The 16574-nt window shown below is 56.1% G+C and carries 13 protein-coding genes; 7 read left to right on the top strand and 6 right to left on the bottom strand.

The annotated features are described in order from the left end of the window. Positions 1-16: 16 nt before the first annotated feature. Both VH413_01800 and VH413_01805 read right to left on the bottom strand, forming a co-directional pair. Positions 17-1285: a hypothetical protein gene (locus VH413_01800; GenBank protein ID HEX3797407.1), complete on the bottom strand. Its 1269-nt coding sequence runs from the start codon at positions 1283-1285 to the stop codon at positions 17-19. Between the two features lie 74 nt (positions 1286-1359). Continuing rightward, positions 1360-2478 carry an alpha/beta fold hydrolase gene (locus VH413_01805; GenBank protein ID HEX3797408.1) on the bottom strand — a complete coding sequence of 373 codons (1119 nt, stop codon included), beginning with the start codon at positions 2476-2478 and terminating at the stop codon, positions 1360-1362. 53 nt (positions 2479-2531) lie between these two features. Here VH413_01805 and VH413_01810 point away from each other — a divergent pair, with 53 nt between their 5' ends. After that, the gene (locus VH413_01810; protein ID HEX3797409.1) at positions 2532-2702 is read left to right on the top strand and encodes a hypothetical protein; all 171 of its coding nucleotides are present in this window, start codon (positions 2532-2534) and stop codon (positions 2700-2702) included. 61 nt (positions 2703-2763) lie between these two features. Here the strand turns inward: VH413_01810 and VH413_01815 are convergent, their stop codons facing one another. Then, a complete protein-coding gene (locus VH413_01815) occupies positions 2764-3162 on the bottom strand; it encodes a hypothetical protein (protein ID HEX3797410.1) in 399 nt (132 codons plus the stop codon). Positions 3163-3513: 351 nt separating this feature from the next. Between VH413_01815 and VH413_01820 the strand changes: the two genes are divergently transcribed. The 3 genes from VH413_01820 (at position 3514) to VH413_01830 (ending at position 6710) form a co-directional block, all read left to right on the top strand. Then, entirely contained in the window at positions 3514-5556 is a 2043-nt protein-coding gene (locus VH413_01820; protein ID HEX3797411.1) for a PAS domain S-box protein, read from the top strand. A gap of 12 nt (positions 5557-5568) precedes the next feature. Then, entirely contained in the window at positions 5569-6258 is a 690-nt protein-coding gene (locus tag VH413_01825; GenBank protein ID HEX3797412.1) for a response regulator transcription factor, read from the top strand. 62 nt (positions 6259-6320) lie between these two features. Then, complete coding sequence (locus VH413_01830; protein ID HEX3797413.1) at positions 6321-6710, top strand: hypothetical protein; 390 nt, start codon at positions 6321-6323, stop codon at positions 6708-6710. A gap of 300 nt (positions 6711-7010) precedes the next feature. On the opposite strand, the gene VH413_01835 is transcribed toward VH413_01830, so the two are convergent. From VH413_01835 to VH413_01845, 3 genes are all read right to left on the bottom strand, one after another. Next, positions 7011-9701: a kelch repeat-containing protein gene (locus tag VH413_01835; protein ID HEX3797414.1), complete on the bottom strand. Its 2691-nt coding sequence runs from the start codon at positions 9699-9701 to the stop codon at positions 7011-7013. 184 nt (positions 9702-9885) lie between these two features. Further along, a complete protein-coding gene (locus VH413_01840) occupies positions 9886-11271 on the bottom strand; it encodes a PQQ-binding-like beta-propeller repeat protein (protein HEX3797415.1) in 1386 nt (461 codons plus the stop codon). Positions 11272-11644: 373 nt separating this feature from the next. Further along, positions 11645-12928 (bottom strand): DUF5009 domain-containing protein, encoded by a 1284-nt coding sequence (locus VH413_01845; protein ID HEX3797416.1) that lies wholly within the window; start codon positions 12926-12928, stop codon positions 11645-11647. A 399-nt stretch (positions 12929-13327) separates the two neighbouring features. On the opposite strand from VH413_01845, the gene VH413_01850 reads away from it, so the two are divergent. The 3 genes from VH413_01850 to VH413_01860 all read left to right on the top strand — a co-directional run bounded on the left by VH413_01850 (position 13328) and on the right by VH413_01860 (position 16556). Further along, positions 13328-13723, top strand: coding sequence for a hypothetical protein (locus tag VH413_01850; GenBank protein HEX3797417.1), 396 nt, complete (start codon positions 13328-13330; stop codon positions 13721-13723). Positions 13724-13932: 209 nt separating this feature from the next. Beyond that, positions 13933-14646: a succinate dehydrogenase cytochrome b subunit gene (locus VH413_01855; GenBank protein ID HEX3797418.1), complete on the top strand. Its 714-nt coding sequence runs from the start codon at positions 13933-13935 to the stop codon at positions 14644-14646. Beyond that, on the top strand, positions 14643-16556 hold the full coding sequence (locus VH413_01860; GenBank protein HEX3797419.1) for a fumarate reductase/succinate dehydrogenase flavoprotein subunit: 1914 nt from the start codon (positions 14643-14645) through the stop codon (positions 16554-16556). The genes VH413_01855 and VH413_01860 overlap by 4 nt, the downstream gene beginning before the upstream one ends. Positions 16557-16574 lie beyond the last annotated feature (18 nt).

Raw genomic sequence — 16574 nt, forward strand, 5'->3', positions numbered from 1 at the left:
AAGCTCCAATTATTTTTTAAGTCTTCTGCCGTGGATACCCCAGGCGGAATTTTCCGGAACCTTCCGCCAGCAATAAATCCGTGGCTTGAAACTCGATGCCATTTTCCAGTCCGAGTTTTTGTGTGAGGCGCTCGCGAAGTTTTTCCAAATCGTTTGCAGATGGGCCGTCGCCGTCCGGAGCGTAACGGAGTTGCCAGGGCGCGTCGGTTTCTTCAAGCAACTGATAATGCAGAAAACCGCCCACGTCCGAGAAACATTCGTCAATCTGCCAAGGCGTCACGCGGCCCTTCGGCGTATGAAACGCATCGTGCTCGCGCCCATGCACAACGTAAGTCGTGCGATACGGCTCGGCGCGCTGTTCAACTAGGTCGCCCACGCGATAACGGATGAGCGGCATGTAATCATTGGTCAAAGTCGTCGCGACGAGCTGGCCGATGCCCTGCGTATCGGTATTCACCACTTCGAGAAATGCGGTTTCGAGACTCGGCACCATTTCGCCAGTTTCATTTTCCATCAGCAAATGGCCGGTCTCGGTCGTGCCGTAGAGATTAAAAACCGGCACGCCAAAAACGCGATTGAGGACGCGCCGATGAACCACGCTCACAAATTCGTAGCTGCACAGGATGAAGCGCAAGGACGGCAGCCGTATGCCGCGGCGCTCGCAAAAGCGCGCAAAGATGACGCCATAGACCGGGTCCACATCGAGAAAAATCGGTTTCCATTCCGCGACTTCCGCGACGATGCGTTCGAGTTCCGCTTCGTCCCACAAAAATGGAAACCGCGACAGGCTGACGAACAGATTATTTCCCAGCGTGCGTTCCGCGCGCGAAGGCAGGACGGTGTAACAAATATCGCCGCCGCAAACCGGTGAATTGATCGTCACGCGCCGCGCCTCGGGATTCGCATCGAGAATGTCCGCGACGAATTGGTTTCGACGCAAGGCCAATTCTTCCTGTGCCGGCCACCAGCCGCGCGCGAGCAACAACGGCGTGCGTTCTTCGGCGGTGCCGGAGGTGTGCTCGACTTCCAAAAGATTTTTTTCCACGAGCGAATCCAGGTCGGCATCGGCGCTGAGAAAGTTATGCGGAAATTCGCGGCGCAGATCGGCCTTGGTGATGAGCGGCAGGCGGCCCAGCAAAGCGTCGGCGGAAAGCTGCGTGCGCAATTCGCGCGGTGCGTACGCTGGCGATTGATAAAGCGGCACACGGTCCAGCCACGCGGGCAATACCTTGCCGAGGCGCGATCGCTGGGTCGCTTCGCGAATCAATTCCGGAGTCGTCAACATATCAATATGTGCGCGGTCGTCCGCAAGCACAGCGTAACACAGCACTCAAATGGATGCCAGTCGGTGAAACGCATTTATTTCCCACCCGCGCTCGCGTCAAGCCACGCGAGGATCGGCTGCGCGATGTCCGGGAAAAAATAGATGATGGACTCGTGGGTCGCATGGGGCACGACGATTAGTTTGCTGTCCGGACGCGCGAGTTTTTCCAGCCGCCGGACTTCGGCAAGCGGCATGATCTTGTCGTCCGTTCCCGCGATGAAAAGTGCGCTGATAGGCGATTTCTCCATCACCGTTTCCGGATCCAGCGCGCCGGGTTGCACGCCCAAAACCTTCGGCAATTTTTTCAAGCCCGCCTTGATAAAATATTTCGGCACCCACGGCGCGTAATCGCTGCGGAGATTGAGCACGGCGTTCGACAGCACCGCGTACGGCGCGATGGCCACCACACTTTTCACGCGCGGCTCTTCGTTTTTCCAGCGCAAGGCGAGCGCCGCGCCATAAGATTCTCCCATCGCGGCGACCGGTCCAGTGAGTTGTCCATCGCGGTCCAGTTGATCGAGAAGCTGGCTGAGGTCGTGCGTTTCATGCAACCCAAAGTAAACGCGTCCCCCAGTGGAGCGCCCGTGACCGCGCAAGTCCACGAGCACACAACGCCAGCCATCCTGCGCGAGCCGCAACGCCCACGGTGCCATGGAAAATTGCGCGAGCGCGTATCCATGCAGCAGGACGACCGTCCCGCGCGGCGATGCCGTCCAGCGATTGGGCGCCGCGGGAAAATCCGCCGCGAAAGTGAAATCAAATTTGTGATGGCCGTGCTCGAACCAATTCGTCTCCGTCGCTCGCAGGTTATAATCGGCGGGCTCGACCACGCGATAACAAAGCTTCGCTTCCGGCGGTCCCACCGGCACATATTCTCGCGGAAAGCTGGTCAGAAATTTTGGGCTGAAGCCCAGCATCACCCGGGCTTTCGGCGCGAACCAGGTGGGATAAGCCTTGGGAGCCTGCGTCAGTTGATTGGCGATGAAAGTGCCGCAGCCGGCGGTGCTGAGCAGCAACAGCACCACAAATACCGGCCAAAACGATTTCAATAAACGCATCTGCTGGTTGCTTAACGCTTTTATCGCGATTTGCCAAGTTTCGTCTGGCTCGGCGCGCCGCGCCGACTCGCCGGAAAATGAAGAAATTGCTGGCATTAGTGTCATTGATAGCGCAACTTAACCGACCAAAATTTTATCAATACGAGCTGATGTGGTTTAAACGTGATAAGGAAAAGGAGCGGTTCTATCTGCTCCCCGGCCAGGGAGGAAGGGCCATGCGGCGCAAACGCGCCATGTTTCTCGCGTGGTCCATCGCCGCGGGACTGATCGTCTCGCTCGGCATGGCTTTCGCGCTTTACTTCGCCAATATGCGGCATTGAGCGTACGCGAAAAAGCGGCGCCGCAGCGCCGCTTTAAAAGGAGTCAATTTGTAAAAGCCGTTTATTGCCCGGCGAGTTTCAAGGCGATCTGTTTTTCAATTTCGGCGGCGAGATCAATATTACTTCCCCCGGCGTTATTGCGCACCTGGACTTCCACACGCGACACCGGCTTCATCGAATCAATCTCATCCACGCGCACCCAGACGGTGGCCTGATTGACTTTGGCTTCGAGAGAATTGTTGATGGTATTCTCGGCGGTGAGCCGGCCATTGAATTTCAAAACCGCCTTGGCCGCGGCGAAGACTTGCGGCACGGAACGCTCGTAACTGCCGGTGATGGTGTCCTTGATGAAGGGCACGCCAGCCTGCGAACGGCCGTCCACAGTGTCAACACAGCCGGTGGCCAATCCCGCCAGCGCGCTCACCAGCACCAATCCTAAAATTTTAATTTTTAGTTTCATTCGCTGGTAATCAAGCACAACCTCCGACTTCGTCAAGTGCGGAATGCGGAGTGCGGAGTCCTGGCAATGGGGAGTGTGGAGTGCGGAGTGCGGAATTTCGGAAGCGTTTATCACGCTCTCGAAAAATTGAGACGCTAAAATAATTTATGCAAAAATGAGAACTAAAACCTGGCTTCAAGTTTCCCATCGCGAAAAATTTCCCCACGCCTCTTAAAATTCCGCACTCCGCACTCCGCATTCCGCACTGGTTATAGGTGACATTCTTTTCGGTTTTCTTTGGCCAGCTTACATGCGAGGATTAGCCAAAGTTTCTCCCTTGGGACCTATGGCGGGGAGCGACAGATAATCCGGATGAGACAGCCTTTGCATATTTTGATTGTCGAAGATTCCGAGCATGATGTGATTTTTGTCGTGCGGACGTTGCAGCGCGGCGGGTTCGAGCCGGTGTTCGAGCGCGTCGAGACGGAGAAGCAATTCAAGGCGGCGCTGGCGAACCGTCATTGGGACGCCGTCATCGCCGATTATAATCTTCCCCAGTTCAGCGCGATCGAAGCCTTGCGCCTGTTGCAGGAAAGCAAACTCGATTTGCCGTTCATCATCGTCTCCGGCGCGATCGGCGAAGAGACGGCGGTGGCGGCAATGAAATCCGGCGCGCACGATTACATTCTCAAAAACAGCCTCGCGCGCCTCGTGCCGGCGGTGGAGCGCGAACTGCGCGATGCCGAAACGCGCCGCCAGCGCCGGCATGTCGAGGAAGCGTATTCGCGGCTAGCGGCCATCGTCGAATCTTCGGGCGACGCCATCGTGGGAGAATCCCTGGATGGCATCGTGACGAGTTGGAACGCTGGCTCGGAACGCATGTTCGGCTATACCGCGGCGGAAATGGAAGGGCGTCCGCTGGTCGGAATCGTGCCGCTGGAACGCACGGGCGAGGTGGAACATATTTTAAAAAGCATCCGCGCGGGAAAAATCGTCGAACGATTTGAAACCGTGCGCGTCACGAAAGACGGGCGGCGCATTGATGTGTCGCTGACCATTTCCCCGATTCGCGACAAAAGTGGCGCGGTCGTGGGCGCGGCGAAAATCGCGCGCGACATCACCGAGCGCCTCCGCGCGGAAACTTCGGTTGCGGCGCTCTCGAAACTGGGCCAAAGCCTCGCCTCGGCGATGACGCCGCTGGATGCGGCGCGCGTGATTGGGCGCATCGCCGACGATTTATTCAAGTGGGATGCCTTCACGCTCGACTTGTATTTCGAGAAGGAAGATCAGGTCCAGTCCGTGTTGAATGTGGACACGGTGGACGGCGAAAAACAGGACGTGCCCTCGCGAATCGTGGATGGCGCGCCGAGCGCGGTGATGCACCGGGTGATCGAGAAGGGCGCGGAATTAATTTTGCGCGAACCGGGCGCGGGCATGCTGGATGGCGCGGTGCCGGTGGGAGATTTGAACCGGCCGTCGGCCTCGCTGCTCTATGTGCCCATCCGCTATCGCACGCGCGTGATTGGAGTATTGTCGGTGCAGAGTTACCGGTTGAGGGCGTACGACCATGTGAGTTTACAGACGTTGCAGACGCTGGCCGATTATTGCGGCGGCGCGCTGGAACGCATGCGCGTACGGGAAGATTTAAAAGCGTCGCAACAACAACTGCGCGCGCTGGCGGCGCATCTGCAATCCGTCCGCGAAGAAGAGCGCAAGGTGATGACGCGCGAGATCCACGATGAATTGGGACAGGCATTGACCGGTTTCAAGATGGACCTGGCGTGGATGCGCAATCGCATGCAATCGGAGGAATGGAGCGTCATCCGGCAATCCATCCTCGACAAAATCGCGACGATGGGAAAGATGCTGGACGAGACGGCGAATTTGATGCGGAAGCTGTGCACGGAATTGCGGCCGGGAGTTTTGGATGATTTGGGTTTGACGGCGGCGTTGGAATGGCAGGCGCGGGAATATCAGAGCCGCACGGGCATCGCGTGTGAAGTGCGGCACGAACTGGGGGAAGTGGAAGTGGATCCGGAACGCTCGACTGCGCTGTTCCGCATCTTCCAGGAAATCCTCACGAACGTGGCGCGGCATGCGAAGGCCACGCGCGTCGAGGCGGCGCTGGAAAAAACCGGGCACCTGATTACGTTGATGGTGAAAGATAATGGGCGGGGAATTAAGAAAAGCGAATTGGCGGGGGCGAAATCGCTGGGGCTGCTGGGCATGCGCGAGCGGGCGTTCATCCTGGGCGGCGAAGTGGAGATCCGCGGCGCGGCGGGCAAAGGCACGACGGTGCAAGTGAAGATGCCGCTGCCTGGAGCCAACGGCGAAGCCGCGGCGGATGAAGTGAAGCAAATTGTTTCTGAACCGGCCGCGCGCAAAACGCGTGAGCCGAAAAAAACGGAAAAATAAAAAAAGAACTCTATGAATAAAAAGGGTGCGACAACCGGGGGCACGCCGCCACGTTCCGCGGCGGAAAAAGAAATCCGCATTTTGATCGTGGACGATCACGTGATGATCCGCCAGGGCTTGCGGCAGATTCTTGCCGACGCATTTCCCAAGGCCACCTTTGGCGAAGCGCCTTCGGCGAACCACGCGATGGAACAAGTCGCCAAACAACCGTGGGACGTCGTGCTGCTGGACATCACCATGCCGGGCAAGAGCGGCCTCGACGTGCTCAAGCAAATGGTCGAGGCGCAACCCAACCTTGCGGTGCTCGTGTTGAGCATGCACCCGGAAGATCAATACGCGGTGCGCGTGCTCAAGACCGGCGCGGCGGGTTACATCACCAAGAACACGGCGTCCGAAGAAGTCATCGGCGCGGTGAAAAAAGTTTTGGCTGGCGGAAAATACGTCAGTTCCGCGCTGGCGGAAAATCTGGCAACGAGCCTGAACGCTCCCGCCGGCAAAGCGCCGCACGAAATGTTGTCCGACCGCGAATACCAGGTGATGCGCATGATCGCGCAAGGCCGCAGCGTAAAGGAAATCGCCTTCGAACTTTCGCTCAGCGTGAAGACCATCAGCACCTACCGCACGCGCATCATGGAAAAGACGAAACTCAAGACGAATGCGGATATTATTCGCTATGCGGTGCGGGAAAAGTTGGTAGAGTAAATCTCAGGTTTTTTGCGAAAAAGAAAATAGAAATTAGTGGGTTAATTTAATTGTTTACAATTATGAAAACTCTAATCGTTTCGTGCTTCGTAATTTGTTCCGCAACTTGTGGGTTCAAGGCCGCGGCGCAGGATTTTATCAATCTGGGTTTTGATCAGGGAACGATTGTTCCGGATACGTCGAGTGTTTATTATCCAATAGCGGTATCGTCGAGCGACGCAATTCCCGGATGGACAACCACCGACTTTATGACGACGGATATTTTTTATAATCAATTATCCACAGGATCAACCAGCATCGCCATCCTCGACAAAAATAATGTTTATGGCCTTCAGCCACTGGCTGGAATTTACAGCATTGATTTATACGGTGGCGTGGAGGGGACCGGCAGGAGGCGCAGCCATCAGCCAGACGGCGATGCTTCCCGCGGATGTGAAGACCATCCTTTTTGAAGCCGGCACACACGGCGCGCCGCCGGGCGGTCCATTATTGCTCAGTTTAGGCGGCCAAAATATTCCGTATTCCGTCCTGTCAGTTGGGTCCGGTTTTACGACGTATGAAGCCGATATTTCCGCATTTGCGGGGCAGGTTGAGGAATTGAAATTTCAGGCGTCACAAGGGAATAATAATTTTTGGGAGATAGACTCGATCCAATTTTCCAACCTTGTAGTTCCCGAACCAAGTGCGTCTGGGATTTTTTGCGGCGGTCTTGCGCTTTTTGTGGTGGCAAGAATGTTCACCGCGAAATGCGTTTACGGGGAGCGCAAACGGTAGAAGCGTTCGCTGTTTGTCACGACGGTGTCGGTGAATTGGAAATGGCCGGGAGAGGTTTCGGTGGCGCCGCCAAGGATGGACCAGGTGGTGAGGAGGTTCGTCCAATTCGCAGTGGTTTGAACGGTGAAGAGCGAGCCGGGAGCGTTGGTCCAGGTGAACAGCGCAGTACCAGCCGATGGAGATACACCTGGAACCATCAGGGCGGGCACGGTAATCGGCGCGGGAACCTGGATGATGCTCGCAAGACTTTGCATGCCGTTCGCAAACACCGTGGCGAAGGCATACCCCGGCGGGAAATGCGCGAGCGCGCTGGAGATGAAATTCGTGCCGGAGAATGCCGCTGACGACGCCGGGCTCAAGATCAGAGTGTAATCCGTTTCGAGCTGGTGCAGTTGAACCACGGGCGAATTCGTGTTGCCGGAACTTTGAAACATCGAGCCGGTCAGGGTGATCGAACTGCCAAGGGCCGCGGGCGATGTCACCGCAGTAATCTGCGGAGCGACACCGGCCATGAAGCGTTCGTTGGAAAAAATTTCAGTGGTTGATTGTGGCTGGCCGGAACCGACATCACCGCCGGTCACGATGACATCACCGGAGGCCAGCAACGTGGCAGTGTGCTCCACGCGCGGGGCAGTCAGATTGCCGGCAGGACTCCAGGTCCCTTGCGTGGGAGAATAGATTTCGGAATCAGAAATACCGGTGAAGTCAACCGAGCCACCGGCGAGGAGAACGCGGCCATCCGGCAGCAATGTGACGGAAGGAACCCTTCGCGGTTCAGCCAGCGAACCGGTCGCAGTCCAGGTATCGTTCGCGGGATTATAGAGCAAGCAAGCGGGCAACTCGTTGAAGTTTGTATCGGCTCCACCCGCGACCAGCACGAGGCCATTGGTCAAAAGTATGCTGATGCCGCTGCCGCGCGGTTCGGGCAAGGATTTTACGGAAGTCCAGATGCCGGTGGAAGGATCGTAGGATTCGGCGCTGTCAATGGGCTGCGGTCCTGTCTGGTTGTAACCACCCACGACGAGAACGTGGCCGTTGGGCAACAGCGTGGCGCTATGGGAAAAACGCGGGACGTTCAGCGAGCCGGTCAGGCTCCATTTGCCGGTGGCGGGGTTGAAAATTTCGGCGCTGGAAAAACCGTTTATCTGATCAGCTGTGCCGCCCGCGACGAGCAATTTTCCGTTTGGCAACAACGTCGCCGTGCAGCTAAACCGCGCGACATTCAGTGACCCGGTGTTTGTCCAGGTATCGGCAATCGGATCATAAAGTTCCGCAGTGGCAAGAGTGTTGGTGTCATCGGAAGCGCCGCCAGCGACCAGCACCCGGCCATCAGCGAGCAAGGTCGCGGTGTGCGCGGCGCGAGGCTCAAGCATCGAAGCTGTGGGCGACCATACCCCGGCTTGCGGATCAAAAATTTCCGTCGAAGCAAGCGCGAGCGCAATACCCGGAAAGGGCGGAATTCCAAAACCGCCCGCGACGAGCAATTTGCCATTTGGCAGCAGCGTTGCAGTATGGGCGTCGCGCGCGATGCTCATTCCGGGGCCGCTGTTCCAGCCGTTGGCGGTGCTGTATATTTCTGCGGTGGGCTCGGCAAACACTTCACTGCCTCCGGCGATCAACACCGTGCCATCAGGAAGCACCGTGGCCGTAGAATCCGAACGGGATTGGTTGAGCGCGCCGGAAAGCGTCCACGCGCCGGTGGTGGGATTGTAAACCTGCAAATAAGGACTGCCACTATTCAGGAAAATATTGGGCGAACCACCGGCGACGAGCACCGTGCCGTCCACGAGCACCGTGAGCGAACCGCCTCCGCTGGGAAATACGAGCGGAGCGCCGTTGGTCCAGATTTGAGTAGTGGGATTATAGAGTTCGGTGGTGGAAAGATAATTGGTTTGGCCATCGCCGCCGGCGACGAGCACGATGCCATTATGCAGGATGGTGGCATTGAAAAGCTGGCGCGGTTCGAGCATGGGATTGGTGTTCGTCCAGGTTCCGCTGGCGGGATCGTAAAGCTCGGCGGAAGCGAGAAGACCGCCTTGAAAATTGCCACCCGCCAAAAGCACTTTGCCGCTGGGCAAAGGGATGAGAGCGGCGGAGACTCTCGGTTGGATCAGCGAACCGGTGTTGGTCCAGACGCCCGTGGCGGGATCATAAATTTCAGCGACGCCCGAAAACATATTCGTGTACATCCCGCCACCCGCGGCGAGCACCTGGCCGGAATTCAACAAGACCGCGCTGCTGCCGACATGGGCGTTGCTCATGGCGCCGGTGTTCGTCCAGACCTCGGTGCTGGGATCGTAAAGTTCCGCGGTGAGCACATCGTTGGAGTCATTGATGCCTCCGGTGACGAGGACCTGGCCGGTGAACAAAAGGGTGGCGGAATGTTTGTACCGGGCGTGGGCCATCGGGCCGGTGGTGGTGAAAGTCTGGGTCGCGGGATCGTAAAGTTCGCAATCAGTGAGAGCCAAAGTATTGGTATCAAAACCACCGGCGATGAGGACTTTGCCATTGGGCAATAACGTGGCGGTTGCAGACTGGCGGCCATTGACGAGATTGCCGACATCGGTGGAAGAGCCAGCCAGGGCAAGGGGCGAAATACCAATCGCCAGAAGCGATAAGAATAACGAAACAAATCGTGCGAGGCAGCGGAGTGGATAAAGTTTTTTCACGTCTTTGGCGAGGCGGCAAAATCCTGAGATTGCTTGGCCATCTAGTAAGCACCGATGGTCACTTAAATGCGGCTAAAGTCAATGAAAAAGGGCGGACATGTGGGCCAATGGATGCATTTTTACCTCGTCCCGTAGAAAAGTTTCGAGATGGACTCAGCTTGCAATCTGCGAGACGCGGCTTTCGTTATTTTGCCAGATCAACACACACCAAATGGTCTTCGCTGCGCAAATAAAGTTTTTTGCGCGAGAGGACGGGCGCGGCCCAGCAAGGATGATGGAGTTGAGGAACTTGAAAGCGGCAAATCTCTTCGGCGTTTTGGGGATTCGGTTTGAACAGTCCAAGGATTCCGCCTTCGCCGACTGAGATGATTTTTCCATCGGCAAAAATGCTGGAACCACGCCCGAAGACCGCGGGCGTGAGTGTGCTGTGTTTCACCCAGCTTTCATCCACGTCCCATATAAGCTTGCCGGTCGCAAACTCCACACAGCGCATCCGCGCGTCCGGTTCGTTGCGCCCGCTGAACGCGTAGAGATAACCGTCATGATAAATGGGGGTGTTCCAATGAATCTCCAGCGAGGTTCCGCGCCACACCTGGCTCACGCCTTTGCCGTCGGGATTCACCCGCAGGACGACCGAGCCCACTTTGTAATACGCGCCGGAAATAAAAATCAGATCGTCCACGACGACGGGCGTGATCGCATTGACGGAATCATTCGCCGCCGAGCGAAACCAAAAACTGAAATTAACCGCGCCCGTTTTCGGATCGAGCGAAACCAGGCCTTGCCGCATCAGGCAAAGCACCTGGCGTTGGCCGTGAATCGTCACCGCGATGGGGGTGGAATAGCTCGCTTGTTTTTCCCAATCCTGCCAATGCACCACGCGTTCGCCGGGCCAGCCGGTCATCGGCACGCCCTCCCAATTTTTTTGGCCGACGCTTTCCCAAACGGTTTTGCCCGTCGCCGGGTCGAACGCCACCATGCCGGAATTCGGCTGGCCGCCGACCATCACCAGCAGCAAACCGCCTTCGAGAATCGGCGTGCTGCCGACGCCGAAGAACGCTTCCGGCACTTTGAAGTCCACGGCGGTATCCCGCTGCCAAACCAGTTTTCCCGTTGCGAGATCGAGGCAAAGTAATTTCCCTTCCGCGCCAAACGTAAAACAAAAATTCGAGGTGAGCAGCGGCGTGCAGCGCGGCCCATTGTTGTAGCCATAAGGATCAACGAATTGGCTGGGATAACCATAATGCCAAAGCGATTTGCCGGTGTCGGCGGCGAGGCATTCGACGATTTCGTCATTGTTGATACGGTGATGCACGACGAGGCGATTGCCGAGGACGGAGGGAGCGCCGTAACCCGCGCCGAGGGCTTTGTCCCAAACGATCGGCGGGCCGTTGGTAGGCCACTTATCGAGCAGGCCGGTTTCGGTCGAAGTGCCGTTGGAACGCGGGCCGAGGAAGTTTGGCCAATCTTCGCCAGAACTATCAGCGGCAAAAACTGCGACGGCACAGAAAAGCAAAAGAGCGATCACGATCAACACCGAATTTTTCCGGGACGCAAGGGACGCAAACATGGCGAAGGTCATTTAAAATTAAAAAGGGATGATGTGGAAGGCAAACCTCGCTTCCACATCAATCCCGTGCGCAACCTTGCGGTGGCGCCCCTTCCCGTTCCTCCTCGGCATCCCGGCGCATGGAAATGCACCGGGCAAAAAATATCGCGAAATGATTTCAATTCGCCTCACGCGAGCGCGATGCAACGCTGGATAGACGGTGGAAAGCAGCCGTGGCTGGATTCGCCACCTGCGACCGCGCGTGATTCCATCATATTGCACCCGCAATTTGCCCGTCCGAGCGCAAATATCTCTCTCAATCCATGAGAACTAATTATGGAACAATATAGAGACAGGAAAGTCGCAAAAATGTTTGAAATATTTTTCGCGAATCTTAGAGGCGCAAAAATATCTTCCGGCGATAGAGGAAATGCACGAGCCAGAAGGCGAGCGCCAGCCCAACGAAGGAAATCATGAGATCGCCAAAACCCTGGGTCACGTGGGTGTCGAAGAAGGCTTTGACGTCCCCGCCGGCGAACCGCTGACTCAATGGACCAAAGCCGCCGATAAAATTTCTTACCAGGTAAATCGTGATGGAATTCATCCCCATCCAGACAAACGGCTGGCACCACGCCTGAAATTTCAGTACGTCCACGATCCAATAAAAAGTTCCCAGCAATATTGCGCTATAACCGCCCGCGACGAGCACAAACGACGACGTCCAGATTTTTTTGATCACGGGAAATTGCGTGCCCCACAAAAAGCCGAGCGCCACGCCTACCACGCCAAAGCCCAGCAGGTAAATCACTTTCTTATTGTCCGGCACATTGGTGTTGGCCAGCAGCAGGCCCGCAAAAATTCCCAGCAGACAACTGGCAATCGCCGGCAGCGTGCTCAGGAAACCTTCGGGATCATACGTGCCGTCCCATTTCTTGCCGGGCAAATATTTTTGATCAAGATAATCGGTGAGATTCACACCTTGAAGGTACGAACCGCGAATCCTGTTCGTACTGTCCATATTGAGTTGTGAAACCTTGGAGTAATTGGCCTGTGTAATGACTTCGTTGCTGCCGGGAACCGGGCGGACATCGGGAAACGGGACGAAGGTCAGCAGCGCCCAATAACCAATCAGCAAGCTTGCAGCGATCGCCGCCATCGCGCGCAAATTGCAAAAGCAAAAAATGATTCCGCCAAAAAAATAACAGATGGCGATGCGGTTCAACACGCCCATCAGACGAATGTCCGGCCACGGATGCGAGACGCCGCCGGAATAAATCAAGGCGACGATAAAAAGCAAAATGCTCCGGCGCGCAATGCGTTTCAAGGCGCCAGCGCGTCCTTCCTGTTTGAGGATTTTCGTGAGCGAAAACACGATGGAGACGCCCATGATAAAAATGAACAGCGGAAAAATCAGGTCGTAGAAATGGAACCCAGACCATTCGGCATGTTCGAGCTGATCGGCGAGGATTTGGGTCGGACGCGATTTCGTCATGCGGTTGAGCGCATAGACGAGCGAATCCGCGCCGATGATCCAAAACATGTCGAATCCGCGCAAGGCATCCACCGACATGAGCCGTTTGGAAACGGGCGCTCCGGGGATGGCCGCGGTGGTGGTTTTTTCTGTCATGCGATGGCGCGAGGCAACATCTTCCAACCGGACGGTCATTTCTGCATTCACGCAATGACTGGTCTAAGTTGCGGGTTGGAATTATTCAAGCGCAATCGGAATCAGCCACTGGTTTGACGCTCAACTCCTCACTGTTCTTGAGATTACGCCCGCTGGATTGGAACAATGCGGATTTTTCCCGAGAGCCTTGCGCATTGTTTTCCGGGCGTATCCGTGCACTGGCCCCAAAATGGCAAGATGACGCGGCCGCGCCGTCGAAGTCCGCAGGGACAACCGAACTTAGTGGTGGGGTCTTCGTCCCGTTCAATCCAAGTCCCGCCAGCAACGAAAGAAACATTTCTGAAATTATCCCGGCGCACGCCGCGCTCATTTTCATTGAATTCTTTCGTCCCATGGGGGGACTTGAATCGGAGGCTGGGACAATATGCCCTCGTTACTTACTTTGGCGGATTGACAAAACAATCAGGCGTGCGAGTGGTGATTATGGGACTGGGAGGATTGTTCAGGTTAAGGGATTTAAGGCTGTCACCGGGCTTTTTGGCGGTATTGCAGTCTTTTGTGGTTGTGATCGCCGCTGCGGTAATCGAATTGGCCTGGGTGTTGTTCCATCACGGAAATTTACGCGACTCAAGCGTCCGAGGCTTGCCGATATTGGCAGAACTGTGGGTTCCCGGTTTTCAAATAATTCGTATTGTGTCTGAGTTAGGATTGGAAACTGCCATCACTTGCTTAACGCTTTGGTTTTGCCACTGGAAATTTCCCAAGCTTCATTTGCCGGTATTTTTGCTCTGCATCTTTCTGTGGAGTTTGCAGGACATCGGAATGAACTCATGGGTGATCAAGTAACCTTGCATGAATCGGATTAGCCAACCGCATCGGCCGGATTGCGGAAAGAATGCGTCCAGTGAGCTGGCACTTGATAAGGTGGCGTAACAGATGGCGAAGGTGGGCTTATAACTGGTTAAGATTCATTGACGCTGCGGGCGGGAATTATTAGATTGCCTCACGTTTGGCGTCGTGTCGGACATGAATTAGCCAAACTTAGCCGGTTCCCAATGAACTTTACGAACTTATTTGCGTCCTCCATCGGGAAGAAGTTTATCATGGCCATCACCGGCCTGCTGCTTTTCCTCTTCGTCGTGGCCCATCTGGCGGGAAATCTGCAAGTCTTCCTCGGACCGGAAGCCATCAATCGTTACGGCAATTTTTTGCAGACGAATATCGAGCTGATCTGGCCGGCGCGCATCGGCTTGCTGGTCATTGTGGGCTTGCATATCTGGGCGGCGATCAAACTTTCGGCGGAGAATCGTGCGGCGCGACCGCAGGCTTACGCGCATTATGAAGTAGTGGCGGCAAGCTATGCTTCGCGCACGATGTTGATGAGCGGACTGATCATTTTGGCGTTCATCATTTATCATCTACTGCATTTTACGGCGCAGGTGCCGGGAATCAATTTCACGGGGAAAAATTTTGCGGACTTGCATGATGCCAAGCAGCAACATGACATTTTCGCGATGCTGGTGCTGGGTTTTCAAAATCCGCTGGTGGCGGCATTTTATGTGTTTGCGATGTTTTTGTTGTGCCTGCACTTGAGCCACGGCTTGAGCGCGATGTTTCAATCGCTGGGCTGGAAGACGCCGGCTTACGGGCCGTGCCTGGACAGGGGGGCGCGGGTGGTGGCGTGGTTGATTTTTGCGGGTTACGCGATCATACCGATCGCCATTCAGCTTGGCTACGGCAGCAGTTATTTGAAAGAGGTGCTGAAATGAAAATTGACAGCAGGATTCCCTCCGGCCCGCTCGCCAGCAAGTGGGACCAGCACAAGTTCGACATGAAACTTGTGAACCCGGCGAATAAGCGGAAGTTCGATGTCATTATCGTGGGCAGCGGTTTGGCGGGGGCATCGGCAGCGGCGACGATGGCGGAGCTGGGTTACAAGGTGAAGTGCTTTTGCTTTCAGGACAGCCCGCGGCGTGCGCATAGTATTGCGGCGCAAGGGGGTATCAACGCGGCGAAGAATTACCAGAACGACGGCGATAGTGTTTACCGGCTTTTTTACGATACGATCAAGGGCGGGGATTTTCGGTCGCGCGAGGCGAATGTGTATCGTCTGGCGCAGGTGAGTGTGAATATTATTGACCAGTGCGTGGCGCAAGGAGTTCCGTTTGCGCGCGAATATGGGGGATTGTTGGCGAATAGGTCGTTTGGCGGGGCGCAGGTGTCGCGAACTTTTTACGCGCGCGGACAGACGGGACAGCAGTTGCTCCTGGGGGCTTATCAGGCGTTGAGCCGGCAGATCGGATTGGGCACGGTGAAAATGTTTCCGCGCACGGAGATGCTCGATGTGGTGGTGATTGACAACCAGGCGCGCGGGATCGTCGTCCGCGATTTGGTCACAGGAGAAATTTCTTCGCACGCGGCCGATGCGGTCGTCCTCGCGACGGGCGGTTATGGCAACGTGTTTTATCTCTCGACGAATGCGCGCGGCTGCAATGTCACCGCGACCTGGCGCGCGTATAAAAAAGGCGCGGCATTCGCGAATCCCTGTTACACGCAAATCCATCCGACGTGCATTCCCGTCAGCGGCGATCATCAATCCAAGCTGACGTTGATGTCGGAATCGCTGCGCAATGACGGACGCGTTTGGGCGCCAAAGAAAAAAGGCGACAACCGTCCGCCCGCGCAAATTCCCGAAGCTGAGCGCGATTATTTTCTCGAACGCAAATATCCCAGTTATGGCAATCTCGCGCCGCGCGATATTTCTTCGCGCGCCGCAAAGGAAGCTTGCGACGAAGGCCGCGGCGTCGGGCCCGGTGGACTTGGGGTTTATCTCGATTTTTCCGACTCCATCAAGCGCCTCAGCGAAGACGTGGTGCGCGAGCGTTACGGAAATCTTTTCGACATGTATGAAAAGATCACCGGCGAAAATGCCTATCGCATGCCGATGCGCATTTATCCCGCGGTGCATTACACGATGGGCGGGTCGTGGGTGGATTATAATTTGATGAGCAGCATCCCGGGGTTGTTCGTGGTGGGCGAGGCGAATTTTTCCGACCACGGCGCGAACCGCCTTGGCGCCAGCGCGCTCATGCAAGGCCTGGCCGACGGTTATTTTATTTTGCCTTACACCATCGGAAATTATTTTGCGTCCAGCAAACCTGCGAAGGTCACGACCGATCACGCTGAGTTCAAGAAGGCGCTCGAAGGCGTGCAGACCTTGACGAAAAAATTGCTTTCGATCAACGGCAAGCGCAGCGTCACGTCGTTCCATCGCGAGCTTGGAAAATTGATGTGGAACAACTGCGGCATGGCGCGCACCAAGGCGAGCCTCGAGGAAAATCTCAAGCGCATTCCCGAGTTGCGCGCGGAGTTCTGGGAAAATGTGAAAGTCACCGGCGAGAATGGCTCGCTGAACCAGGATCTCGAAGCCGCGGGCCGCGTGGCGGACTTTTTGGAATTCGGCGAATTGCTTTGCCTCGATGCCCTCACGCGCGAGGAATCCTGCGGCGGCCATTTCCGCGTGGAATACCAGACGCCCGACGGCGAGGCGCAGCGCGACGACGAAAATTTCTCGTTCGTCAGCGCGTGGGAATATCAGGGCCCGGACAAAAAACCGTTGTTGCACAAAGAGCCGCTCGTTTACGAGGACGTGCACATGTCGCAACGGAGTTACAAATAACCGCGCCCAACCAACCAT

Source organism: Verrucomicrobiia bacterium (assembly GCA_036268055.1).
Classification (GTDB): domain Bacteria; phylum Verrucomicrobiota; class Verrucomicrobiia; order Limisphaerales; family Pedosphaeraceae; genus DATAUW01.